This is a genomic window from Sphingomonas sp. SORGH_AS_0870 (assembly GCF_031453175.1).
GTDB lineage: Bacteria > Pseudomonadota > Alphaproteobacteria > Sphingomonadales > Sphingomonadaceae > Sphingomonas.
The window spans coordinates 3188894-3214393 of the sequence record NZ_JAVIYW010000002.1; the positions used below are offsets into that span (position 1 = coordinate 3188894).

19 protein-coding genes and 1 pseudogene are annotated in these 25500 nt (G+C 69.1%); 12 read left to right on the forward strand and 8 right to left on the reverse strand.

What is annotated here, in order from left to right; genetic code table 11:
* Positions 1–5: 5 nt before the first annotated feature.
* From QE363_RS14750 to QE363_RS14785, 8 genes are all read left to right on the forward strand, one after another.
* Positions 6–1916, forward strand: a complete 1911-nt coding sequence (locus QE363_RS14750) for an alpha-L-fucosidase (RefSeq protein WP_309696436.1) — start codon at positions 6–8, stop codon at positions 1914–1916.
* Positions 1917–2042: 126 nt separating this feature from the next.
* A complete protein-coding gene (locus QE363_RS14755; protein WP_309696438.1) occupies positions 2043–2807 on the forward strand; it encodes an SDR family oxidoreductase in 765 nt (254 codons plus the stop codon).
* Between the two features lie 135 nt (positions 2808–2942).
* Positions 2943–4958, forward strand: coding sequence for an HAD-IIB family hydrolase (locus QE363_RS14760; RefSeq protein ID WP_309696439.1), 2016 nt, complete (start codon positions 2943–2945; stop codon positions 4956–4958).
* Positions 4958–6091 (forward strand): glycosyltransferase, encoded by a 1134-nt coding sequence (locus QE363_RS14765; RefSeq protein ID WP_309698214.1) that lies wholly within the window; start codon positions 4958–4960, stop codon positions 6089–6091. Before QE363_RS14760 ends, QE363_RS14765 begins: the two co-directional genes overlap by 1 nt.
* Entirely contained in the window at positions 6088–7002 is a 915-nt protein-coding gene (locus QE363_RS14770; RefSeq protein WP_309696441.1) for a galactosyltransferase-related protein, read from the forward strand. The genes QE363_RS14765 and QE363_RS14770 overlap by 4 nt, the downstream gene beginning before the upstream one ends.
* Positions 6999–8075 carry a glycosyltransferase gene (locus QE363_RS14775; protein WP_309696444.1) on the forward strand — a complete coding sequence of 359 codons (1077 nt, stop codon included), beginning with the start codon at positions 6999–7001 and terminating at the stop codon, positions 8073–8075. Before QE363_RS14770 ends, QE363_RS14775 begins: the two co-directional genes overlap by 4 nt.
* Positions 8072–8995: a polysaccharide pyruvyl transferase family protein gene (locus tag QE363_RS14780; RefSeq protein ID WP_309696445.1), complete on the forward strand. Its 924-nt coding sequence runs from the start codon at positions 8072–8074 to the stop codon at positions 8993–8995. The genes QE363_RS14775 and QE363_RS14780 overlap by 4 nt, the downstream gene beginning before the upstream one ends.
* A complete protein-coding gene (locus QE363_RS14785; RefSeq protein WP_309696447.1) occupies positions 8992–9900 on the forward strand; it encodes a glycosyltransferase family A protein in 909 nt (302 codons plus the stop codon). The genes QE363_RS14780 and QE363_RS14785 overlap by 4 nt, the downstream gene beginning before the upstream one ends.
* Here the strand turns inward: QE363_RS14785 and QE363_RS14790 are convergent.
* From QE363_RS14790 to QE363_RS14810, 5 genes are read right to left on the reverse strand one after another with little or no spacing between them, the layout of a single operon-like run.
* Positions 9857–12199 carry a TonB-dependent receptor domain-containing protein gene (locus QE363_RS14790; protein ID WP_309696449.1) on the reverse strand — a complete coding sequence of 781 codons (2343 nt, stop codon included), beginning with the start codon at positions 12197–12199 and terminating at the stop codon, positions 9857–9859. The genes QE363_RS14785 and QE363_RS14790 overlap by 44 nt on opposite strands.
* 10 nt (positions 12200–12209) lie before the next feature.
* Positions 12210–13184: a FecR domain-containing protein gene (locus QE363_RS14795; RefSeq protein WP_309696451.1), complete on the reverse strand. Its 975-nt coding sequence runs from the start codon at positions 13182–13184 to the stop codon at positions 12210–12212.
* A complete protein-coding gene (locus QE363_RS14800) occupies positions 13181–13717 on the reverse strand; it encodes an RNA polymerase sigma factor (RefSeq protein WP_309696453.1) in 537 nt (178 codons plus the stop codon). The genes QE363_RS14795 and QE363_RS14800 overlap by 4 nt, the downstream gene beginning before the upstream one ends.
* A gap of 30 nt (positions 13718–13747) precedes the next feature.
* Complete coding sequence (locus QE363_RS14805) at positions 13748–14548, reverse strand: ChbG/HpnK family deacetylase (protein WP_309696455.1); 801 nt, start codon at positions 14546–14548, stop codon at positions 13748–13750.
* Positions 14523–15422 (reverse strand): glycosyltransferase family 2 protein, encoded by a 900-nt coding sequence (locus tag QE363_RS14810; RefSeq protein WP_309696457.1) that lies wholly within the window; start codon positions 15420–15422, stop codon positions 14523–14525. The genes QE363_RS14805 and QE363_RS14810 overlap by 26 nt, the downstream gene beginning before the upstream one ends.
* Positions 15423–15671: 249 nt before the next feature.
* Here QE363_RS14810 and QE363_RS14815 point away from each other — a divergent pair, with 249 nt between their 5' ends.
* The 3 genes from QE363_RS14815 to QE363_RS14825 all read left to right on the forward strand — a co-directional run bounded on the left by QE363_RS14815 (position 15672) and on the right by QE363_RS14825 (position 20622).
* The gene (locus QE363_RS14815; RefSeq protein ID WP_309696459.1) at positions 15672–17186 is read left to right on the forward strand and encodes a hypothetical protein; all 1515 of its coding nucleotides are present in this window, start codon (positions 15672–15674) and stop codon (positions 17184–17186) included.
* A 76-nt stretch (positions 17187–17262) separates the two neighbouring features.
* Positions 17263–18135 (forward strand): glutathione-dependent disulfide-bond oxidoreductase, encoded by an 873-nt coding sequence (yghU, locus tag QE363_RS14820; RefSeq protein WP_309696461.1) that lies wholly within the window; start codon positions 17263–17265, stop codon positions 18133–18135.
* 87 nt (positions 18136–18222) lie between these two features.
* Entirely contained in the window at positions 18223–20622 is a 2400-nt protein-coding gene (locus tag QE363_RS14825) for a hypothetical protein (protein WP_405053222.1), read from the forward strand.
* 69 nt (positions 20623–20691) lie between these two features.
* Here the strand turns inward: QE363_RS14825 and QE363_RS14830 are convergent, their stop codons facing one another.
* Positions 20692–21138 carry a MarR family transcriptional regulator gene (locus QE363_RS14830; protein ID WP_309696466.1) on the reverse strand — a complete coding sequence of 149 codons (447 nt, stop codon included), beginning with the start codon at positions 21136–21138 and terminating at the stop codon, positions 20692–20694.
* Positions 21139–21257: 119 nt separating this feature from the next.
* Between QE363_RS14830 and QE363_RS14835 the strand changes: the two genes are divergently transcribed.
* Positions 21258–21683: an organic hydroperoxide resistance protein gene (locus QE363_RS14835; protein ID WP_309696468.1), complete on the forward strand. Its 426-nt coding sequence runs from the start codon at positions 21258–21260 to the stop codon at positions 21681–21683.
* A 108-nt stretch (positions 21684–21791) separates the two neighbouring features.
* Here QE363_RS14835 and QE363_RS14840 read toward each other — a convergent pair.
* Positions 21792–22815: pseudogene (locus tag QE363_RS14840) on the reverse strand (LacI family DNA-binding transcriptional regulator).
* 65 nt (positions 22816–22880) lie between these two features.
* On the reverse strand, positions 22881–25418 hold the full coding sequence (locus tag QE363_RS14850) for a TonB-dependent receptor domain-containing protein (protein ID WP_309696473.1): 2538 nt from the start codon (positions 25416–25418) through the stop codon (positions 22881–22883).
* Between the last annotated feature and the right edge of the window lie 82 nt (positions 25419–25500).

Genomic DNA, 25500 nt, shown 5'->3' on the forward strand with positions numbered 1-25500 from the left:
TGAAGATGATCGATTTCTCCCGCCGCGCCGTCCTTGCCTCCGGCCTGGTCGCGTCCGCCACGCCCGCCTTTGCCAAGGCGCGGGCCGGTGCCCCCGCCCCCTACGGCGCGGTCCCCTCGGCGCGTCAGTGGCGCTGGCACCAGCGCGAGCAATATGCCTTCGTCCACTTCGCCATGAACACCTTCACCGACAAGGAATGGGGGTACGGCGACGAAGACCCCAGGATGTTCAACCCGTCCGACTTCAGCGCGGACCAGATCGTCGCGGCGGCCAAGGCGGGGAACCTCAAGGGCATCATCCTGACCGCGAAGCATCATGACGGCTTCTGCCTGTGGCCGACCAGACTGACCGAGCATTGCATCCGCAACTCGCCCTACAAGGACGGCAAGGGCGATATCGTCCGCGAGATGTCGGATGCGTGCAAGCGCGGCGGGATCGCGTTCGGCATCTATCTCTCGCCCTGGGACCGCAACCGTGCCGATTATGGCACCCCCGCCTATATCGACTATTATCGCAAGCAGGTGGTCGAGCTCTGCACCGGTTATGGCGAGCTGTTCGAATTCTGGTTCGACGGCGCGAATGGCGGCGACGGCTATTATGGCGGCGCGCGCGAGACGCGGCAGATCGATGCGCCCAAATATTACAACTGGCCCTCGATCATCGCGCTGGTCCATCAATATCAGCCCATGGCGTGCACCTTCGACCCGCTGGGCGCGGACATTCGCTGGGTCGGCAATGAGGACGGCATTGCGGGCGATCCCTGCTGGCCGACCATGCCCAACCACCCTTACGTCCAGTCGGAGGGCAATTCGGGCGTGCGCGGCGGCGCGCTGTGGTGGCCCGCCGAGACCAACACCTCGATCCGGCCCGGCTGGTTCTATCATGCCGACGAGGATTCCAAGGTCCGGTCGCCCGAGAATCTCGTCGGCTATTTCGACACCTCGGTCGCGCGCGGCACCAATATGAACCTGAACCTGCCGCCCGACCGGCGCGGCCGCATTCCCGATCAGGACGTGAAGATCCTGAAGAGCTTCGGCGATGCGATCCGCGCCAGCTTCGCGACCGACCTCGCGCAAGGGTCGGTGGCGAGCGCCAGCCATGTGCGGGGCAAGGGGTTCGAGGCGGCCCGCGTCCTCGACGGCGACCGCGAGACCTATTGGTCGGCCCCCGATGGCGTGACCACGCCCAGCCTGACGCTCGACCTGCCGCCCGGCCGCAGCTTCGACCTCATCCGCATCCGCGAATATCTGCCCCTCGGCGTCCGGGTCACGCGCTTCGCGGTCGATGCCGAGGTGAACGGCCAGTGGCAGCAGCTTGCCGAGCATGAGTGCATCAGCGCGCAGCGGATCATCCGCCTGCCCGCCCCGATCACCGCCAAGCGGGTCCGCCTGCGCATCGTCGACGCGCCGGTCTGCCCGGCGATCAGCGAGGTGTCGCTGTTCCGGAGCGTCGCGCCGGTCCCCGTCCCCGCCATAGTGTCGAGCGATCCCACGGTGCTGGCGACCACCGACTGGACGATCGTCTCGGCAAGTGCGCCGGGCGCGGAGAAGCTGCTCGACAATGACGCCAAGACCATCTGGATCCAGCCTGCGCCGACGCCGGGCAAGCCCGCCAGCGTCACCGTCGACATGGGCCAGGTCCGCGATGTAGCGGGCTTCAGCCTGACGCCGTCGCGCCAGGTGATGGTCGATGCCGCCCCGCCGCGCGGCTATGTCGCGGAGACGAGCGTCGACGGCAAGAACTGGACCCCGGCGGGCTCGGGCGAATTCTCCAACATCGCCTATGCGCTTTCCACCCAGCGCCTGCCCTTCACCAGCGTCCGGCCGGTCCGCTATCTGCGGCTGAGCTTTGCCGAAATGTCCAAGCCCGCCGCCAATCTGGCGATTGCGGGGATCGGCGCCTTCACCAAGCGCTGAGCCTCCCTGCGCCCCGTCGCGGCCGGACCGTCCGGCGCGGCGGGGCGTCCTCCTGTCCCGTCATGCGGAACAGTGCGGGGTCCGGGCGGTTGAGCCGGGCCTGAGCACAGGACAGGAGATGCGGCCATGGCCCGTTTCGACGGCAAGATCGTGATCGTCACCGGCGCGGCCTCGGGCATCGGCGAAGGCGCCGCGCGCCGCTTCGCGCAAGAGGGTGCGACCCTCGTCCTCGGCGACACGGACCAGGACGGCCTGGCGACGCTGGCCGAGGTGCTGGCCCCCGCGACTGTCGCGACGCGGCCGACCGACGTGTCCAGAATGGCCGATTGCGAGGCGCTGGTCGCGCTGGCGATCGAGCGGTTCGGGCGTGTCGACATCCTGGTCAGCAACGCCGGGATCGATCATCTCGGCAAGCTCGACGAGGGCGATTTCTCGGCCTTCACCAAGGTCATTGAAACCGACCTGTACGGCGTCGTGCAGATGGCGCGTGCCGCGATCGCACCATTGCGCGCGGCGAAGGGGTGCATCATCAACATGTCCTCCGTCTCCGGTCTGGGCGGCGACTGGAACCACAGCTTCTATTGCGCCGCCAAGGGGGCGGTCACCAACTTCACCCGCGCGCTGGCGATGGACGAGGCGGCGAATGGCGTGCGCGTCAATGCGGTCAATCCGTCGCTGACCTACACCGCGCTGACCGAGGGCATGAAGGAACAACCCGAGCTGATCGCCAAGTTCGAGGCGCGCATCCCGATGGGCCGGGGGGCCGAGCCCGACGATATCGCCGGGGCCATCGCCTTTCTGGCCAGCGAGGATGCCCGGTTCATCACCGGCATCAACCTGCCCGTGGATGGCGGCCTGAGCGCCTCCAATGGCCAGCCACCGCTCAGCTGACGACCCTAATATAGATATATATCAAGATCGAGACCGGGCCACATTGCCCCGTGAAAATTAGCTTATGTTTCCATCATCGTTCTGGGAGCCAAACAAAATATCCGACGTTGTCCCTCTATAACGAAAGGGGCGAGCTTGATCATTGTTCATCTGGCGCTTGGCGGCTGCCTGAAATCGCCACCTGTCCATTATGGTATCACCGCCGATACGGGCGGCCATATTGCCTATATTCTTGATGCCGCCGCCGCGCAGGCCGACAATATTGATACGCATCAAGTTTCGATCGTCACCCGGCTGTTCGAGGGCGAAGGTCTGGCCATCGAGCATGGCCTGTCGAGCGAACGCCTGTCGCCCCGCCTGACCATCGACCGGATCGCGACCGCCAATCGCGGCTATCTGGAAAAGGAAGCGCTGGCCGAGGACCTGTCCGCCTTTACCGAGGCGTTCTGCGCGCATCTGGCGCGGCTGCCCCGGCTTCCCGACGTCATCCACGCGCATTTCTCCGACGCCGCCGCCGTCGCGGCCGAAGCGCGCCGCCGCTTCGCCATTCCCTTCGTCTATACGCCGCACGCGCTGGGTATCGACAAGCAGGCGCATCAGGGCTCCTGCCCCGCGCTCGATGCCCGTATCGCCGCCGAGCGGACCGCGATCGCCCAGGCGGATGCGATCATCGTGTCGACCCGCGACGAGGCCGATCGGCAGGTCCATGCCTATGACACGCCCGTCTCGGGGCGCATCCACTGCATCCCGCCCGGCGTGCCCAGCCGCGACCCGCGGCCATCGTCGCGACCATCCCTGGCGGCGCGGCTGGATCAGTGGCTCGACGATCCGGCCAAGCCGATTGTGCTCGCCATCGCCCGGCCGGTCGCCAAGAAGAACCTCGCCGCGCTGGCCCGCGCCTATGCCGCCTCTCCCAAGCTCCAGCGGGCGGCCAATCTGGTCATCCTGGCCGGGCAGCATGACGGCCCCGGCTCGGCCGAGGAACGCGCCGTCCTCGCGGAGTTGCAGGCGCTGGTCGAGGCGCCCGGCTTGCGCGGTCATGTCGCGCTGCCGCCTGCGCATGACGGACATGACGTCGCCGCGCTGTACGACCGCGCCGCGCAAGGGGGCGTCTTCGTCAATCCCGCGCTGCACGAACCCTTCGGGCTGACCCTGATCGAGGCCGCCGCCGCCGGCGTGCCGGTGGTCGCGACCCGGCATGGCGGCCCGAGCGAGATCGTCGCCCATCTGGGCCATGGCCTGCTGGTCGATCCGCGCGACGAGGCGGCCATCGCCGAAACCTGCCTGTCGATCATCGCCTCTCCCGAGCGCCATGCCGCGATGAGCCGCGCGGGACGCGAGGGCGCGGCGCGTTATGACTGGGGCCGTTATGCGGCGGAGTCGGTCGCGCTCTATGCCCGCCTGCCGCGCGCGCCGGGGCTGCTCGCCAGCGATATCGATCACACGCTGACCGGCTGTCCGGCGGGGGCGCACGGCTTTGCCCAGTGGCGACAGGGCAGCGACCTGCCCTTCGTCGTCGCCACGGGGCGCTCCTTCGCGATGGCGCGCATGATCCTGTCGCAATGGGGCCTGCCCGAACCCGACGCCTTCATCACCGATGTCGGCACCCGCATCATGCTGAAGGGGCAGCGCGGGTGGCAGGAATGCCCGGTCTATGCCGCGCGGCTGGACGAGGGGTGGAACCGCAAGGCGGTGGCGACCGCGCTCAAGCCGCTGCGCCTGCGCCCGCAACCGCGCGACACGGCGGGGCCGCACAAGATCAGCTTCTTCGGCACCGCCGAGGATGCCGCACGGGTCCGCGCCGTCCTGTCCGAACAGGGGCTGGCCGCCAAGGTCGTCTATTCGCACGGGCGGCTGATCGACGTGCTGGCACCGTTGGGCGGCAAGGCGGCGGCGGTCGCGGCCTATGCGCGGCGGCTGGACCTGCCGGTCGGCGCCTGCATCGCGGCGGGCGACAGCGGCAACGATGTCGACATGCTGGAGGCGTGCGGCCATGCCATCGTCGTCGGCAACGCCAGCGACGAGCTGGACGGGCTGGCCCCGCGCGACGGGCTGCTGCGCGTCGCCGGGCATCATGCCAATGGCGTGCTGGAGGGGCTGGAGCGGCTGGGGCTGACCGAGCCGATGCTGATGCGTGCGAGCGCGGCGTGATGCGGCCCTTCGGTTATTTCGTGCATCATCAGGGGCGCGGCCATGCCGAACGCTGCGCCGCCATCCTGAACGCGCTGCCGCCCGAACGCCCGGTCACGATCTTCTGCGCGCGCGACGACATCTTCCCGCCGCTCCCCCCGCAGGTCGAACTGATCGTCATCCCGTCGCTGTTCGAGCCGACGGGTGCCGAGGCGGGCACGATGGACTCGGTCGCGACGCCCGAGACGCTGCATTGCGCGCCGCTCGGCTGGCCGGGCATCCGCCATGCCATGGCGGTGATCGCGGGCTGGTTCGACCGCGCCGACCCCGCGCTGATGATCTGCGACGTGTCGGCGGAGATCGCGCAGCTGTCGCGCATCTGCTCGGTGCCGCATGTGAAGATCCTCCAGCATGGCGACCGGGGCGATGCGGGGCACCGCGCGGCCTATGACGGCGCGGCGGGGCTGCTCGCGGCGTTCGACGAGGCGCTGGCCCAGCCCGAATGGGACGATGCGATGCTGTCCAAGACCTGTTTCGCGGGCGGCCTGGGCGTCGACACCCGCGTGCCCGAGCGCGAACTGGCGCGCCAGCGGATCGGCGTCGGCGCGGAGGAAGAGGTCATCCTCGTCCTCTCCGGCGGCGGCGGCGGCGGTTTCGCGCAGGCCCCGCTGGGCGTCGGCGCGCGCAGCCGTCCGGGCGCGCGCTGGATCACCATCGGCCCGGTCGTGCGCGACTGGCACGCGACCGAGCCCGGCAATATCGAGCATCGCGGCTGGGTCGACAATCCGGCCGACCATGTCGCCGCCGCCGACCTGGTCATCGCCTCGACCGGCAACACCACCTGCCAGCAGATCCTGGCCGCCGCCCGGCCGTGGCTCGCCATTCCCGAATGGCGCTATTTCGACGAACAGCACCGCAAGGCCGAGGCGCTGGCGGCGGCGGGGGCGGCATGCGTCCGCCCGCATCTGCCCTCCTCGGCCCAGGCCTGGACGGCGGCGCTGGCCGAGACGCGCGCCACCCACCGCCCCGCGCTCCAGCGCGCGATGATCGCCGACACGCCCGCCCAGGACGCCGCCGACTGGCTGGAGGCGCTCGCCGCGCGGCTCTGGCCGGTCGACCTTCCCCTTACCACCCCCACCGGAGCCCATTCATGATCTCGGTCGTCACGCTTGCCGGGGGACGCCCCGATCATCTCCGCAACGTCGTCCTCGGCCTCAGCCGCCAGACGACCATGCCCGCCGAACTGATCGTCGCGGTCATCCAGGACGCGCCCTATGACTTGCCGGAGGCGCCTTTTCCCATTCGCCAGATGATGGTGTCGGGCCCGCACCTGCCGCTCGCCTCTGCGCGCAACGCGGCGGCCAAGGCGTGTGTCGGCGACAAGATCGTCTTCCTCGACATGGACTGCATCCCGACGCCCGAACTGCTCGCCGATTACGACCGCTGTCTCGATGAGATGGACGGGCTGTTGATGGGCGAGGTGATGTATCTGCCCGGCGGCGCGACTGAGGGCGAATGGCGGTACGAGGACTTCGCCTCCGTCGCCGTCCGCCACTCCGACCGGCGAGGCCCCCCGCCCGAGGGGATCGAGCGCTGCGCCGATTATCGCTGCTTCTGGTCGCTCAACTTCGCGATGCGGCGCGCGACCTTCCTCGCGACCGGCGGCTTCGACGAACGCTATGCGGGCTATGGCGGCGAGGACACTGATTTCGGCAAGGTGGTGGACAAGGCGGGCGTGCCGATCGCCTGGATCAAGGGCGGGCTTGCCTATCACCAATATCATCCGCACCACATGCCGCCGGTCCACCATATCGACAGCGTGGTGCGCAATGCCGAGCTGTTCGAGGCGAAATGGGGCTATCGCACCATGGGGCACTGGCTGCACGCCTTTCGCCTGATGGGGCTGATCGACGACACGCCCGGCCGCCCGATCCGCATCCTGCGCCGTCCCGACAAGGACGACCTCGCCCTGACCGGGCAGCAGAGCCACCAGCCCTATGCCAATACCGCCAGCGTCATCCGCCTGCTGGAGGAGCGCGCCGCCGGGTCCCGCGTCGCGGCATGAGGATCGCGCTGCTCGCCCATGTCCGCCAGCCGATCCGCCAGCCCTTTCTCGGCGGCATGGAGGCGCATGGCTGGTATCTGGCGGAGGGGCTGGCGGCACGCGGGCATGAGGTGGTGCTGTTCGCCAGCGGCGACAGCGACCCGCGCTTCACGCTCGATCCGGTGCTGCCCGTCCATTACGAGGCGGTATTCCCCTGGGCCGAGCATCGCGGCAAGCCCGAGCTGATCGCGCATGTCGATGCCGGTTACGCCGCCGCCTGCGACCGGATCGCGCGCGGCGGGTTCGATGTGGTGCACAATAACAGCCTGCACCGCTTCCCGCTGGAGCCGCGCCGCACCGCCGCGACGCCGACCGTCACCTCGCTGCACGTTCCGCCCTATGACGCGCTCCATTATTTCGTCACCGCCAGCCCAGGCCCGACCCACAGGCTGACCGTCACCTCGGCGCGCCAGCTCGCCGCCTGGTGGCCGCAGGGGGCACCGCCCGAAGCCTCGGTCCTGCACAACGCCATCGATCCCGCCGCCTGGCCCTTCGTGGCGCAGGGCAATGGCGAGGCGGTGTGGTGCGGCCGGATCACCCCCAATAAGGGCCCGCACTTGGCCGCGCTCGCCGCGCGCAAGGCGGGCATTCCGCTCACCCTGTTCGGCGCCATCGAAGACCCGGATTATTGGGGGACGGCGGTCGAGCCCCTGCTCGGCGACGGCATCCGCTATGGCGGGCATCTCGACGGCCCCGCGCTGGCGCGGGAACTCGGGCAGGCCTCGGTCTTTCTCTTCACCCCCTGTTGGGACGAGCCCTTCGGCCTGGTCGCCATCGAGGCCATGGCCTGCGGCCTGCCCGTCGCCGCCTTTGACGAAGGCGCGGCGGCCGAAGTCGTCGGCGAGGCGGGGTGCCTGGCCCCGGCGGGGGATGTGGAGGCACTCGCCCGCGCGATCGACACGGCCAGGGCCATCCCCCGCACGGTCGCCCGCCACCGGGTCGAGACGCATTTCGCCCGCGACCGCTGGCTCGACCGGTGCGAGGCGCTCTATGCGGAGGTCTGCGCCGGCGCGCGCGTGACGCGGGCCGCATGAGCGAGGATGTCATCGCCCGGCAGCAGGCGGCGCTGCGCGACCTGTACCGCCACCATGTCGCGCCCGGCGAGCCCTATGCGCTGGTCGACTTTCCCGACCATCCCAATGTCGGCGACAGCGCGATCTGGCTGGGCGAGATCGCCATGCTCCATGCGGTCGGCGCGGGCGATCCGGCCTATAGGTCGCGCTGGGACGATTTCGATGCGGCCGCCTTCGTCGCGGCCTGCCCGATCGGGCCGATCCTGATCCATGGCGGCGGCAATCTGGGCGATATCTGGCCGCACCATCAGCATTTTCGCGAAAGCCTGATCCGCGATTTCCCCGATCGCCGCATCGTCCAGCTGCCCCAGTCGATCCACTTCCGCGATCCCGCCCATCGCGACCGCTTCGCCGCGCTGGTCGCCGGGCATGGCGACTTCCACCTTCATGTCCGCGATGCCGCAAGCCTGGAACTGGCGCGGCGGAATTTCGACTGCCCGGTCGCATTGTCCCCCGACTCCGCCTTCGGGCTCGGACCGCTGCCCCGCCCCCGCAAGCCCGACTGCCATAGCCTGATGCTGTTGCGGACCGATACCGAACGCGCCGCGCGGGACGACCGGCTGTTGCGGCAAAGCCCGGATGCGGTGGCGCTGGACTGGCTGGACGAGACGCCCCCGACCGAGGCCGACTTCACCGCACGGGCGCGGGCGCGGGTGGAGCGCGGGCTCCGTCTGTTGTCGCGCGGGGAGCAGGTGGTCACCGACCGGCTGCACGGTCATATCCTGGCGCTGCTCCTCGGGCTGCCGCATGTCGTGCTCGACAATGACTATGGCAAGGTCGCCGCCTATATCGGCGCATGGACCCATGGTTCGCCGCTGGTCCGTCAGGCCGCCACCCCGGACGAGGCGATGGCGCTGATCGGTGCGGCGATGATGGCATGATCGACGTCAGCCTGCTGATCTGCACGCGCAATCGCCGCGACAGCCTGTCCGCCACGCTCGCCTCGATCGCCAGGGCAGCGGGGTCCACGCGGCTGGAGGTGATCGTGGTCGACAACGGGTCGACCGACGACAGCACCGCGATGGTCCGCCACTGGGCCGCCGAACAGGCTTTTGCGGTCCGACTGCTGGTCGAACCCCGCGCCGGGCTCGCGCGGGCGCGCAACGTCGCGATGGCGGCCGCGCGGGGGCGGATCATCGCGATGACCGATGACGACTGCGTGCTTCATGCCGACTATTTCCGGCGGCTGGCCGACGCCTTTGCGCGCCATCCCGGCCCGGTCATCATCGGCGGGCGTATCCTGCTGGGCGATCCATCCGACCTGCCGGTCACGGTCAAGCTGGAGGATCATCCGATGATCGCGGGCCGCGATGCCTTTCCCGGCGGCTTCGTGATGGGTGCCAATCTGGCCTTCACCGCCGATATTCGCGAGAAGGTCGGCGCGTTCGACGAGCGGTTCGGCGCGGGCGCCCCCTTTCGCGCGGCCGAGGATACCGATTTCCTGTTCCGCGCGCTGGGGCGGGATATTCCGGTGCTGTACGATCCCGGTTTCGTCGTAGACCATCATCACGGCCGGAAAGCCCCGCACGAGGTGGTCGCGCTGCTGGCAGGCTATGGCTATGGCGACGGGGCGCTTTACGCCAAGCATCTGTGGCGGGATGCCCGGATCGCCCGCACGATCCGCGACGACCTGCGCAACCTGGCGACGCGGTTCGCCGGGCCCGTCCCGCAGATCCGGCATTTCCACGCCTTTCGCCTGCGCCATATCCTCGCAGGCTTTGCCCGCTATGGCCGCGAGGCGATCAGAAGTCGGCGCTCAGGCGCAACCCCATCGTCCGCGGCCTGACCGGGGTCGAGACATTGTGCCGCCCGAGCAGGATCGGGTTGCCAAAGGCGAAGCGGTTGCCGCGCTCGTCGAGCAGATTGTCGACCGTCAGCGCCAGCGCATAGCGACCATGGCGCGCGTTCAGCCCGGCATCGACGACGCCATATCCCCCCTGCCGCACGTCCAGCAGATCCCCGACCCCCAGCACGGAGGGACCGACAAAGGCCGCATCGACCCGCGCCGACAGCGTCAGCTCCGGCGCCACCCGCAGGTCGCGGATCACCCCCAGCCGCGCCGATATGCTGGGCGTCTCCGGCAGGCGCCGGTTGCGCGCGCGGCTGAGCATCGCGGTCGATCCCGTCACCCGGTTGTCGGTCAGGAACAGGGCGGCGTTGATATGCCAGTCCTGCTGCGGCACCCAGTCGGCCCAGCCCTCCAGCGCGTCGACCCGTGCATCGCCGATATTGCTGGTCGCGGGCTGGCCGCCGCGCCCGAGCAGATCGGCCTGGATCGATCGCCAATTGGCGCGCGACACGCTGACCGAGGCGGACAGGCCGGTATCGCCGCGTCGCAGATGGCGCAGGCCCAGCTCGACCATCGCGATCGAGTCGGGGTCGAAATTGGCGACCCGCCCGACCCCCGCCGCCACGGCCAGACCGCCGGTGCGGAAACCCGATTGATAGCGGCCGAACAGGGTCCAGTCGCCGCCCGGCTGCCAGGTGAAGCCCAGGGTCGGATCGACCCGCGCGGTCGACCGCCCCCGGACATATTGGCCGCTGCGCGGCGTGATCGACGGCTCGCCATCGACCCGCGCAAGGGTGACGCGCCCGCCCAGCGTCACCCAGAGCGCCTGGCTCACCGGATGCGTCGCCTCGCCGAAGATCGCGCCGCTGCGGGTGACGTTGGTCACGCCGATCACCGGCCGCACGCCCTGGCGAATGGTCAGCGAGCGGCCCATGACCGACTGGTCCGACACCAGGTTGATGCCGACCACCCAGGATCCCCCGCCGGGCAGGCGCCGCGACAAACGGCTTTCGTGCGAGAACAGCGTCTTGTCGCTCGACAGCTGATAGGATTCGACCGCCCCCACCGCGCTGGCGTCGAAATTCTCGAACGACGCGCCGTCCACCAGCCCGGTGGCGGAGACGAATTGCAGCCCGCTCGCCCAATCCTTCGACAGGAGGATACGGCCGAAGCTCATATCGCTCCAGGACGGTTGCGGAATCGCGGCACGCGTGACCAGCGAGTCCTCGTGCGTCACATATTGCGCGTCGCGCGCGACGATCGACTGGGCGCCGCCGCCCAGCTCCACCCGCCAGCCGTCGCCGGGGGCCAGGCGCAGCGTCGCGCGGCCGCCATTGGTCAGCACCCGGTTGATGTCGGTCCGTTTCGTGCGGCTATTGTCGATATAGCCGCCCGTCACCCCGCGATAGCCGACGACGCGCAGTCCCAGCGTCTGCGGGATCGCCACCAGATTGGCGACCAGCGCCATATCCGCACTGGGTGCGCCATGCGCGGTCAGGGCACCGCCGATCTCGACATGCCCGCCGTCGCGATCGAGCGACACCGGGTTGGAGGTCAGCCGGATGATGCCGCCGATCGCCCCCGAGCCGTGCAGCGCGCCTTGCGGCCCCTCGGCCACCTCGACCGTGCCGATGTCATAGAGTTTCAGTCCCGGATCGGGCCCGGCAAAGGCGATCTGGACATCGTCCAGATACAGGCTGGCGGTCGACTCGGTCGCGCCGTTGAAGCTGCTGTCGGCAATGCCCCGGATGAACAGCTTGTTGCGCCCCGGCCCCAGCGCGGTCGTCTGGAGGATCGGGGTCTGCGCCGCCACGTCGCTGAGGTTGATCGAGCCCGCGGGCAGGGTGACGCCGCGCCCGACCACCGAAACGCTGCCTGGATAGCGGGCCAGCGCCGTGCCCTGTTTGCTGGCGGTGACGATGATGTCCTGCCCGTTGGTCGCGGGGGGAGGCACGGTTTTGGGATGCGCGATCTTCGCCGGTCGGGCGGTGCGCGGCGCCCCGACGATCCGGAAACTGGTCGGATCGATCGCCACCGCGCGATAGCCGGTGCCCCGCAACAGCCGGTCGAGCGCGCGGGCGGGGGTGGCGGTGAGATGGAGCGTCGAGGTGCGGACGCGGTTCAGCCGGTCATCGGTCGCGACGATCGTGATCCCGGCCTGCCGCGCCAGTTCGCGCAGCGCGAAATCCAGCGTCGCGGGGGCCAGCACGATCCGGCGCGGAGCGGTCGCCGCGTCGCCATAGTCCTGCGGCTGCGCGCGGGCGGCGGCGGGCATGGCAAGGGCTACCAAGGCCATCAGGCCATGGTCAGCGATTCCCCTCCGACGCCCGCAAAATCCAATTCCCACCGCTTTGGCGCCACTCCGCTCCGATCAGCTTCGCCAGCCGCGGAACATCCCGATCGGCATCGCCCGTCATCCGGATCACCCCGGTGACGTTGCGATCGCTCAGGGGCCCCTCCACCGCGATGCGCACGCCATAAGCCGATTGCAATCGTCCGGCAATCGCCCCCACCGACTCGCGATCGAAATCGAATGTACCGCCGCGCCAGTCGCCGACCTGGGCCGGATCGACCCGCATCAGGCGCAGGCTATGCGCGGCTTCGTCCAGGCTGGCCCCCTGCCCGGCCGCCAGCGCGATCCGCTGCCCCTTCGGCGCCAGCGACACCGCGCCCTCGGCGACCGACACGTCCAGACGCGCGCCCGTGCGGCGGACATCGAAGACGGTCCCGACATCCTGGATCGTGACGTCGCCCGAACGCAGCTCGAAGGGGGCCGACGGATCGTGGCGGACCCGGAACAGCGCCTGCCCGGTTTCCAGCGTGGCGACGCGCGGATCGTTCCGGTCGAAGCGAAGACGCGATCCCCCCGCCATCTCCACCGTCGTTCCGTCGTTCAGCGCGATGCTGCGATGCTCGCCCGGCGCGGTCTGCTCGATCCGGATATCGGGCCGCGCGGTCATCAGCATCGGCCCCGCGACCAGCGCGACCGCCGCCGCGACGCCGCCCATCAGCCACCAGCGCCCCCAGCCCCCATTGTCGTTGGCGGCCGCCGGTGCATATTCGATCTCCACGACCGGCTCGGGCAGAACCGGCGCGGGCACGGGCGCGACCGGCTCGGCCATGGCGGGCGCGGTCAGCACATGGTCGGCCATCGCCACCGCGTCATAGGCGCGCGCATTGGCCGGGCTTTCCTCCAGCCATTGGGCAAAGGCTTCCCAATCGGCCGCGTCCATCGTGCGCTGCCGGATGTGCCAATCGATCGCCTGTTCGTCCCGCGTCACGCCCCCCTGCTCCCTTCACCATGTTGACGACACCGGACCGACCGATCCGCACCCCCGCCCTCACGATTTTCCTGCAAATAATGATAGGCCCGCCGCAGCAGCTTCTCGACCGCGCTGATCGTCACCCCCATCCGCTCGGCGATGACGCGCTGCGGCTGCTCCTCGAAGCGGAACAGGGTGAAGGCCTCGCGCATCCGGTCGGGCATGGCCGCGATCAAGGCATGGGCGCGCGCCAGTTCGTCGCGCGCGCCGACGATCCGTTCGGGATCGGCATATTCGTCCGACTGCGGCTGGACCTCTTCCCAGGCGCCGTCGCGCGATCCGCGCCGCGTGGCCGCGATCCGCCGGTCGGTCGCCAGGTTGGTCGCCATCCGGCAGAAGAAGGGAATGGGCTGAACGATCTCGGCATTATCCAGCGCCGCGACCCGCAGCCAGAGGTCCTGAAGGGCATCCTCGGCCTCCTCGACCGAGCCGAGCCGGGCGGCCAACAGGCGACGCAGCAGGGGCCGCGCCTCCAGGAATTGGCTTTCCAAAGCCTCGCTACCCAACCGGACACCCTCATATCAGGCCGCGAAGGCCAGCCCATGCTCCCTTGCCATGTCCGAAACCGAAACCGCACGCAAGACATCCGCCTCGTCGCGCCGCGCCGCCGCGATCGTATCGCCCGCCCGCTTGCCCGCCCCCGGATGACACATCACCAGATGCAGCGCCCCCGCCTTGTCGAGAAAACGCGGCAATGCCTCGGCAAAGCGGCCGTCAAAGCCGTAATGCCCCGCAAAGCCGCGATTGCAGCGCAGCCCCTCCGCCTCCGCCGCGCGCCGCAGCCCGCGCGAGTGATAGGCGCTGCCGATCGCCTTGCCGCGCCAGGGCCGCCCGAGCAGAGCGGCGACCCGATCCTCGCAGGTCCGCACCCAGGCCTGGGGCGCACGGCGGCGGGCGGTCGCCAGCACGATGGGGCGAATGCCGGGCAGCGCATGCGAATGCTGATGCCCGTCGACAAAGGCGGGCGGGCGGCCCATCGCCGTCTCGAACCGATCGAACTGCGCCTCGACCTCGCGCGCGATTTCAGCAGGGTCCAGCCTGCCGCGCGCCGCCAGCCGGGTCAGCGGATCGATCCCCGGCATCACCCCGCCTTGGGTAAAGCCATTGGGGTGGATCGGCGCTTCCTCGGTCAGCACCAGATGCAGCCCGATCTGCGCCGTGTCGGGCACGTCGTGCAGCATCGCGCTGTCCGCCATCCAGTTGGGCCGGACGGTCATGCAGCTCGTGGCGTTCAGCTTGCCCGTGCGGAGCAGTTCGGCGATGACCAGACTGTCTTCGGTGGAAAAGGCGAAATCGTCAGCGCACAGAATAAGCTGGTTCACCCACCACTCCTGCCAGATGCTGATAGGCGCGCTCGCGCATCCGTTCGGTGGTCAGCGCCCGCGCCTTCAGCCGCCGGGCGAGGAAGTCATAGAAGAACCAGTCCCCCGCAACCGGCGCCGCCGCGCTGTAGACCAGCCGTTCGACCAGCGTCCAGCGGATCGATTCCCGGTCCCGCTCGCGGTCGGAGGGGACGCACCACAGCGCATCGGCATAGCGCATCGTGCCGTGGCGCAGGACGCGGTGGATGACCTCGTGATCCTCCAGCACATAGTTCCAGCGGCGCGGATCGAACCCGCCCGCCGCCTTCAGCGCCTCGGTCCGGAAAGCCTGGCCCGCTCCGCCCGCATGGCATTGACGCGGCAGCATCCGCGCGGCGAGCCGGATATTGGCGGACTCGCGCCGACGCTCCGTCTCTCCGTCGCCTGGCGCGATGAAATAGGCCCCCGCCACGACGCAGCCCGGCCGCTCCAGCAGCCGCTGCGCCTCCGCCAGATAATGCGGCGGATACCAGGTATCGGCATCGCAGGTCGCGACGAAGCGGGTATGGACATGGTCCAGCCCCATGCGCAACGCGTTGATCTTGCCTGGCATCCCCTGATGCAGCAGGACATGATCCAGCTCCAGCCGCTCGCACGTCTCGGTCGCGATCCGCGCGCTGGCATCGACCGACCCGTTGTCGACCAGGACCAGCCGGAACCGGACCGTCTGCGCCGCCAGACTCTCCAGCGTCGCGGCCAGAACGGCCTCTTCGTTGAAGAAGGGAACGACGATGGTCCAGCAGGGCGCCGTATAGGCCACCCTGTCCTCGATCATCCCCGCATCGGCCCGGGCCCTGGCGTTCCGCCAGGCCGCGCCTTCCGCATCGAGCAGCATCAACCCACCCCACTCAAGAAATTCGAACCCACCCCCGTCGCAACCGGATCGACCGTTTCGGACCGACGCCTGGCTGCTCCATGGCTTAGGACGATGCCGGGGCCCGCCATCCGGACATGGCCCAACATAAATTTTTGATCCGGATGGGAACCGTCACGATTTCCTTTGCGCGCGCGCCTCGATCGGTGACATGCGGCGGCGGTGCAACGGCCCGGTCGGGCCATGCCCGCCTGCCCGGACAAGCCCCTGATGACGCCTTCCTTTCCCCGCCCCGCCGCCACGCCCCACGCGACCGGCATCGCGGCCTTCCTGAACCGGCCGCTCGGCGCCGCGCTCGCGCTGCTGGTCTTTGCGGTGCTGGTCCGCGCCCGCGATTTCGGCAATCCGGTCGCGCATGTCGACGAGCAATATTATCTGCTGGTCGGCGACCGCATCCTCCATGGGGCGCGGCTCTATATCGACCTGTGGGATCGCAAGCCGCCGGGGCTGTTCCTGCTGTTCGCGGGGTTCCGCCTGCTGCCCGGCGACGGGTTCCTCGCCTATCAGCTGGTCGGCACCGCCTGCGTCGCGGCGACCGGCTGGCTGATCTGGCTGGCGGCGCGGCGGATGGCGCTGGCCTGGCCCGCCGGGCTGGCGGCGGGGGCGGCCTATATCCTCTGGCTGCCGCTGCTCAGCGGCGGGAGCGGCCAGTCGCCGGTCTTCTACAATCTCGCCATGACGGCGGCGGCGGTCCTGACGCTGGACCTGCCACGCCTGGCCGAGCGTCGGGCAGTCGGCGCGATCATGGTCAGCGGGGTAATCGCCTGCCTGCTGGCCGGGATCGCCATCCAGATCAAATATACCCCGCTGGTCGAGGGCGCCTTTTTCGGCCTGGCCCATCTCTGGTATCTTTGGCGCACGCGGGCCGGCCTGGTGCCCGTCCTGATGGCGGCGCTGCTCTGGATGGCGATGGGGCTGTTGCCGACCGCGCTGGTCGTGCTGCATTTCCGGCTGAACGGCCCGACCTCGTTCGACGCCTTCTGGTTCGCCAATTTCACCTCGATCACGCTGCGCCGGGGCTATCCCGCCGCCAAGATCGTCGGGCGGCTGGCGGGGATCGGCGGGCAGCTGCTGCCGCTGGTCGCCTGTGCGGTGCTGGCGTGGCGCAAGGGGCCGGGGCCGGTCGGGCTGACGCTGACCCGGATCTGGCTGGGCTTCGCGCTCGTCGCCTTCGCGATGATCGGGGCGTTCTTCGACCATTATGCGCTGCCGCTGATCGCGCCGCTCTGCCTCGCCGCCGCCCCGGCCTTCGCGATGGGGCGCAAGCCGCTGATCGCGGTGTCCGTCATCGGCGCGGGGCTGTTCGCCTTGCACGCCGCGACCAACGATCCGTCCGAAGGCGACGGCATCCGCCGCATGGCGCGCGCGATGGCGGCGGTCGACGGGCGCGAATGCCCCTATGTCTTTGCGGGCGATTCCAGCCTCTATCACCTGTCGGGCGGATGCATGCCGACCGCCTATGCCTTCCCCTCCTCGCTGGCCTATGAAGCCGAGCGCGGCGCGATCGGGATCGACGAGACGGCCGAGGTGGCGCGCATCCTGCGCCGCCGCCCGCCCGCGATCGTGACGCTGGACGACCCCTTCTCCCCCTGGAACGCCGCGACGAATGCGCTGATCGCCGAAGCGCTGGCCCGCGATTATCGACAGGTGATGGCGGTCCCGCGCGAAGGGCGGCACGAACTGCTGTACGTCCGCCGCGACCGGCTCGTTCTCCTGCCGAAATAAACGTCACGCGGCAGTTGTTTTAACCCCACTCCCGCCCCATCTGCCGCGCCGGACCTGCAAAGGGAGCATGACGCGCATGAGTGACGACGCCTATAGCCCGCCCGCCATCTGGACCTGGGACAAGGAGAATGGCGGCCGGTTCGCCTCGATCAACCGGCCCATCGCCGGGGCGACGCACGACAAGGAGCTGCCGGTCGGCCGTCACCCGCTCCAGCTCTATTCGATGGGTACGCCCAACGGGGTGAAGGTCACCATCCTGCTCGAAGAGCTGCTGGCGGCCGGATATTCGGAGGCGGAATATGACGCCTGGCTGATCAGCATCGCGGACGGCGACCAGTTCGGCAGCGGCTTTGTCGGCATCAATCCCAATTCCAAGATCCCCGCGCTGGTCGACCGGCGCGGCGCCGAGCCGCTCGCCATCTTCGAATCGGGCGCGATCCTGACCCATCTGGCCGAGAGCTTCGGCGCCTTCCTGCCGACCGATCCGGCGGCCAGGGCGCGGGTCATGTCCTGGCTGTTCTGGCAGATGGGCAGCGCGCCGTTCCTAGGCGGGGGCTTTGGCCATTTCTACGCCTATGCACCGGTGAAGATCGAATATGCGATCAACCGCTATGCGATGGAGGCCAAGCGCCAGCTCGACGTGCTGAACCGCCAGCTTGCCGACAATGCCTATGTCGCGGGCGACAGCTACAGCATCGCCGACATGGCGATCTGGCCCTGGTACGGGCAGGTCGTGCTGGGCAGCCTCTACAATGCCGCCGAGTTCCTGCAGGTGCAGGACTATACCCATGTCCAGCGCTGGGCGCGCGAACTGGCCGAGCGACCGGCGGTCAAGCGCGGCCGGATGGTCAACCGGACCTTCGGCGAGCCGTCCGAACAGCTGCGCGAACGCCACGACGCCAGCGATTTCGAGCTGCGGACGGCGGACAAGCTGAAGGCCGAGGGCTGACCCCTTGCCGTCGCGGCAGATGACACGCGCATGTCATCTGCCGCGAACGGCTTGATCGGGGCGGCGGAACGGGCATTAGTCCCGGCCATGCTCCCCGCCCCCCGCCCCCGCTTTTCCCGTCGCATCCTGGCGCTGACGCTGGCCGCCGCCGGTCTGGGCACCGCCACCGTCTGCGCGGCCGACCCCGCACCCTTCGACCTGCCGGGCCCCGGCCTGCGCATCACGGTGACGCGCGGCGGCCGGACCCTGCCCATCGCCGAGGTGCCGAACCTGTCGACCGGCGACAAGCTGGCGATCGAGGCCGACCTGCCGGGCGACCAGCGCGCGCATTATATCCTGTTCTCGGCCTTCCTGAGCGGCGCGACCAATCCGCCGCCCAAGAACTGGGTCGATTCGGCCGAGACGTGGAAGGCCAAGGACAAGGATCGCCGCCTGACCCTGACCGTGCCCAAGGGCGCGCGGCAGATGGCGCTGTTCCTGGTGCCCGAGACCGGCGGCGCATCGGGCACCATCGTCGATGCGGTGCGCGACCGGCCGGGCGAGTTCGTCCGCGCGGTACAGGATCTCAACCAGGCCTCGCTCGACCGGTCGCGACTCAACGCCTTCGTCGCGGCGATCCGGGCGCAGGAGAACAGCCATCCCGAATTCCTGCGCACCCTGGCGCCCGCGCTGTCCAACAGCCTGGCGATCAAGCTGAACCCCGACTGCCTGGCCCGGGTGATCGAGTTGCAGGCGGCCTGTCTGCTCGAAAACCGCGACTCGCTGGTGCTGGCGGACATTCACAGCAGCTCGATGACCGACACGCTGGTCGGCGCACCGACCGACCTCGCGTTGCAGCTCAGCTACACGCGCGAGGCGGGGCTGGGCTATTATAGCCCCTATATCGGCGTCATCCGCGACATCGCCCGCGTGTTCGGCGCGTTCGGCAATCCGCAATTCGGCTATCTGCCGACGCTGGCGACGCGCGATGGCGACCGGCTATCGCTGTTGCTCAACGCCGCGCCGTCCTTCGCCAAGCCCAAATCGGTGCTGGTCGCCGCCATGCCCGCCATCGACGCGGGCAGCCCGCCGCGGCTGCGCGTGACGGGGGAGCAGCCGCTCTGCGGGGCGCGGCCGGGGCTGGTCCTGCCGGTCGAGGGTGCGCCGCTGATCTATTCGACCGGATTTGCGCGCAACATGGCGGTGTCGCTGACCATGGCGAACGGCAAGCGCTTCGACCTGCCCGTGCGTGCGCGTGCCGATCGCGGCGGCTATGTCCTGGCCGAGCCGCTGCCGCAGGGCGGCCTGTCGGGCAAGGTGACCGCGCGGCTGCATGGCGACTGGGGTTTCGATCCCTTCGAGGGGCCGTCCTTCACGCTGCAATTCCCCGATGGCGGCGACTGGCGCGCCAGTGATGCGGGGCAGAGCCTGGTCGTCGGACGCGACAATACGGTCGAGCTGACCGGATCGGCCGCCGCCTGCGTCACCGGCGTCACCATGCGGAGCGGCGGCGGCGCGGCGCAGCCGGTCGCCTTCACCCTGCGCGGCGCCGACACGATCACCGTCACCCTGCCGATGAAGGGTGCGCGCGCGGGGGACGTCACGCTGGACATCCAGCAGGTGGGCGCCGCCACGCCCCGCACCGTCGCGCTCCGGGCCTTTTCGCCCGCCAGCCGTATCGACACGGTGACCCTGGCCAAGGGGGACCGTTTCGTCACGCTGACCGGCCAGAGGCTGGACGAGATTGCCGGGGTCGAGATCGGTGACGTTCGCCTGTCACCCGACGGCCTGACCCGCGACGGCGATACCGACCGGCTGATCGCCACCGCCGCCGACGGGCGCGCGGCGGAGGGGACGAGCGCGCGGATCCGCCTGAACGACGGCCGCACCCTGTCGGTGCCGATCACCGCCGCGCCGCCGCGCCCGGCGGCCACGCTCGCCGCGCGCAGCCTCAGCCCCAGGGAGGGCACGCACGGGCTGCCGCTGGCGACGCGGGACGAGACGGTGTTGCCCGACACCGCGCGCCTGACCTTCTCGATCCGCGCGGCCGAGGGGTCGCGGCTGACCCCCGGCGACGCGATCGAGGTGGCGACGGCGGACGGCAGCGCCAGCGTCACGCTGGAGGGCGGGCACGATGTCCGCCTGTCCTCGCCCGACATCGCGGTCGCGACGCTCGATCCGGCGCGGCTGGGTCCGGCGGCGGCCGGGCCGCTGCGTTTCCGGCTGGTGCGCGGCGGCATCAAGGGCGACTGGGTGCCGCTGGCGACGCTGGTCCGCCTGCCGCAGATCGATACGGTGCGATGCCAGGCGGAGGGATGCCAGCTGGAGGGACGCGACCTGTTCCTGATCGACCGGGCGGCGACGACGCCCGACATGGCGGGCGCGGTCAGCGTCCCGGCGGGCTATACCTCGGCGCGGCTGGCCGTGCCGGTGCTGAAAGACGGATCGCTGTCGCTGATCCTGCGGGATGCGCCGGGGGTGGTCTTCACGCTGGGGGCGGCCAGCTGACGGGCGTGCCCTTCGCACGGCGCGATCCTCGCCATCCGTTCATGGCGGACGGCGCAGGATCGTAGGGGATCAAGCCTCGCCCGCGTCGCGTGCCTCCAGCGCGCGGCGGAGCGCCTGCACCTCGGCCTGAAGCGCGCGCAGATCGTCGACCGGCATTCCCGCCCGCGCGATCAGTTCCTCGCCCAGGCATCCGCATCGGTCGCGCAGATCCTGCCCGCCGGGGGTCAGGCGGACGCGGACCTGGCGTTCGTCCTGCGGATCGCGCTCGCGCGCCACCAGCCCCGCCGCCTCCAGCCGCTTGACCAGCGGGGTGACGGTGCTGGACTCCAGCGCCAGCCGCTGGGCGATCGCGCCGATCGTGCGACCGTCCTCCTCCCACAGCACATGCAGCGCCAGATATTGCGGATAGGTCAGCCCCAGCTGGTCGAGCAGCGGCTTGTAGGTCCGCTGAATCGCCATATTGGCCGCGTAAAGCGCGAAGCACAGTTGTTCGTCGAGCGGCCAGGGCGCCGACATCCGCCATCTCCCGTTTGAGCAGGAAATACATATCGCGATAAAAGAAGCGCTGGACAAGCCCGAACCGCAACGCCATATATGTATCGCGATAACGATTATCGAACCATCGGAGACCGACCGTGACGATCGACGTGAAATACGAAACCCAGGCCAGCGCCACCGGCGGTCGCGACGGCCATGCCCGGACGCAGGACGGCACGCTCGACGTGAAGCTGTCGACCCCCAGGGAACTGGGCGGCGCCGGCGGCGAGGGCACCAATCCCGAGCAGCTGTTCGCGGCGGGCTATTCGGCCTGCTTCATCGGCGCGCTGAAGGTCGCCGGACAGCAGCTGAAGGTGAAGGTGCCCGACGATGTGTCGGTGTCCGCCAAGGTCGGGATCGGGCCGCGCGCGGCGGGTGGTTTCGGCATCACCACCGACCTGACCATCGCCCTGCCCGGCCTCGACCGCGCCCAGGCCGAGAAGCTGGTCGAAGCCGCGCACCAGATCTGCCCTTACTCCAATGCCACGCGGGGCAATGTCGATGTCGGCCTGACGCTGGCCTGACATGAAGGGACCGGGGCGCAACCCTGGCCACGCCGGTCCCTTCCCATAAGCGTACTCCCATCCTGACGGTGCGGTCCGATCTCCCAGCGGACCGCACCTTTTTTCGGGTCAGGCGGAATCGCGGACGACCAGGCGCGGCGGCATCTCGACGCCGGGCACGTCCCGCCCCTCCATCCGTGCGAACAGCGCGGCGACCATCGCCTCGGCCCCGGCGCGCAGGTCCTGATGGATGGTGGTCAGGCGCGGAATGGCGCGTTCGGCCAGCGGTAGATCGTCGAACCCCGTCACCGCGACATCGCCCGGCACGCTCAGGCCGGATGACACGAGTTCCGCCATCGTCGCCATCGCGATCATGTCCGAGGCGCAGACGATGCCGTCGACCGTCTGCCCCCGTTCGCGCAGCCGCGCCAGATTGGCGGCGATCTGGTCGGGCATCAGCTCGGGCGCGAGCGCCACGTCGAATTGCAGCGGCGGCTCCAGCCCTGCCCCGGCCAGCGCATCGCACAGCCCGGCATGGCGCTGTTCCAGCTCCAGCGTGCGGACCTCGCCCATGAAGGCGATGCGACGCCGCCCGGCGGCCAGCAGATGCTCGCCCGCCATCCGGCCGCCCAGCCGGTTGTCGACCCCGACCGCGCAATGCCGCTGGCCGGGCAGGCTGCTGCCCCAGACGACCAGCGGGCGATAGGTCGCGGCCACCGCCTCGATCACCGCCAGCTGGTCCGACTGGCCGATCAGCAGCACGCCGTCGACCATGCCCGACCGGGCGATACGCGACAGCCAGTCATCGTCGTCGGGGATGATCCGCGACAGCATCACGTCATGGTCGCGCGCCGCGAGTTCGTCGGCGAGATGGCCGAGCAACGTCATGAAGAAGGGGTCGGACAGCCTTTGCCGCCGCTCGTGACCCAGCGGGATGGCGACCCCGACGACGCCGGGTTCGCTGGGCGCGCAGGCGACGGGCCATCTGGTTGATCTGGAAATTATGCTCGGCGGCCAGCGCCTCGATCCGCTGCCGCGTCTCGGCATTGACCACGCTCTTGCCTGCCAGCGCGCGGCTGACGGTACCGGGCGACACGCCTGCCAGCCGGGCGATGTCCTTCAGGGTGCGGGCGGGTGGAGCCAGATCGGTCATGGCCAGCCTCCTGAACGAAAAGCGGGGCGGATGCCAAGTGGCACCCGCCCCAGGGAGAGTCTTTGTCAGAAACGATAGCGGATCGACCCCGTCACCGTGCGCCCGTACAGCGCGGTATTGTTGAACACGCCCTGCGTCGAGGACAGGATCGGGAACAGCCCGCCGCCGCCACGGAAGCCCAGCTTGTTGAACAGGTTGTTGACGTTCAGGCCCAGTTCCAGCCGCTCGGTCGGGCGCACCGTCACGAAGCCGTTGACGAAGGTCGAACCCTTGATCGTGTACAGGTTGAAGTCGTCCGACTTGGTGCTGGTCTGGCCGTTCACGCTGACGCCGAACGCGATGGGACCGGCGTCATAGGAGGGCGACACGACGAACAGGAAGTCGGGCAGACCGCCGGGCTTCTTGCCGACCAGCGACGGCGTCGCGCTGCTGGTGATCTTGGAATTCGCATAGGTCGCATCGGCGGCCAGATGGAAATTGCCATAGCTCACCCGGCTGCTGAACTCGATACCCAGCGAGCGATAGCCGTTGGAGATGTTCGGATTGTTGTTCGGCGCCGGGTTGTTGATCCGGGTGAAGTCGTAATTGTTCTCGGTCAGCGTCGAGCGGAAGCCGGTGATCTCGACCGAATAGGACGCGCCGAAGATGCCGCCGCGCTGCTTCAGGCCGATTTCCTGCTGGTTGAGATAGTTGACCGAGGTTGCCTGCCCCTGGCTGTTGAGCGAGCCGTCGGCGTTGAAATTGCCCGACAGGACACGGCGGTCGGCGTTGAAGCGGCCGCCCCGGCTGGCGCGGGCGAAGACGCTGGTCTTGCTGTTGAACGCATAGAGCGCGCCGACTGACCAGCTGACATAGCCATCGGTATAGTTGATCTTCTCGGCGGTCGGGTTCAGCACCAGCGAGGGGATCACCGCCGAGCCCAGCGCATCCGAGACGCGGGTGTTGGGGCCAGCGATACCGCCCTGCGCGGTGCCTTCGCCATGCACGCTGTCATAGCGGATCGAGGCGTCGAGGTTCAGCCCGCCGACCTCATAGCCCGCCTGAAGGAAGGGCGCGACATCGGTATAGGTCAGGTCGACGCGGCGTGCGCAGCAGCTGCCCCAATTGTCGTTGAACCCGGCCTGGCCCGCGGCGGTCAGCTGCGTGCCGGTGGTCGAGAACAGGTCGAGCGGCGCGGCATTCTCGCCGTTCAGCTCGCTATACTGGCGGTTGACGTGCCAGTCCTGCACGATGTTCTGGCGCATCACGAACAGGCCGGCGGTCAGCCGCGCCTTGCCCGGCCCGACCTGGAACTTGCCGTTCAGGGTCAGGTTGTTGGCGAAGTTGTCCATGTTCTTCATGAACACGTTGATGTTCGGATTGTTGTTGATGTACGAACCCGTGAACAGCTGGCCGGTCTTCGGCCCCGCCGCATAGCGGATCGACCCGACCGTCTGGCCGTTGACGGTCGATCCGATCAGCCCGCCGCTGCCGGTCCGGGTCTGGACGTTGATGAACTGGGTCGTGAAGTTCCCGCTGATCCACTGATAGCGCATCGTGTCGTCGAGCGAGATATTGTCGTTGAAATCGTAATGGATCTGGCCGCTGATGCCGGTGACGCGCGGATGGATGCCCTGTACCTCGGCCGACTTCACGCCGCCATTGTCATAGTCCAGATACTGGAAGTTGCGGTTGTAGATCGTATAGGCCGAACCCGAACGCCCGTCGAAATTGGGCAGCGGGGTGAAGCCGGTCACGCGGTTGCCGTCCAGCGTCGCCAGCGTCGGCGTGGTGGTGTTGGTCGGCGCCTGCTCGTCCAGCCGCTTGAAATACAGGCGGATGAAGCCGCGATTGTCGGCCAGATCGCGGGTGATGTTCGCCTTGATCTGGTAACCGCGCAGGATGTTGAAATTCTCGTTGGTGTAGCCGCCGCCGTTGCGCGCATAGCCGCCGATGTGGAAGCGCGTATTGTCGTCGATCGGGCCGCCATAGTCGAAATCGACACGGTGTTCGCGGAAGCCCAGGCCGTTGGAATAGGCGATCTGGCCGCCCTTGGTCTCGCCGGTCTTGCTGATGAAGTTGATGACCGCGCCCGGCGCCTGGCTGGCGAAGGTCGAGGCCGAACCGCCGCGCACCGCCTCGACCGTCTTCACATTCTGGTCGAAGCGCAGCCAATAGTCGTTGTTGCCGAAGTTGATGTCGCCGAACAGGACGTCGGGCAGGCCGTCTTCCTGAAGCGAGACATATTCCGAACCGCCGGTCGACACCGGAATGCCGCGCACGCCGATATTGGCGTTACCACCAGGCCCTGCGGTGTCGCTGGGCTGAAGACCGGGGATGTTGCGCAGGATCTCGGCGGTCGAGCGCGGCGTGAAATTCTGGATCGCCTCCTGGCTGACCTGCGACACCGAGATCGAGCTGCGGAAGCGCGAACGCTCGCCGCTTGTGGCGGTGACGACGATGTCCTCGCTCGACACGCCCGCATCGGGGATGCTGCCCGCCTGGGGAGCCGGCGCGGCAGGAGCCGCCGGCGCGCTCGTCGCCTGTGCAAAGGCCGGTGCGCTGGCCAGTGCCATCGCCAGAGCCGCCATCGATCCGCAAGACCGCAGAACGCCCGTCGTCATTCACCCTCTCCTGATTCGCCCCGGTGGCCGGGATGTCGTGGAGACTGGCTATCACATGAGCAATCGTTTGCAAGTCTGACTT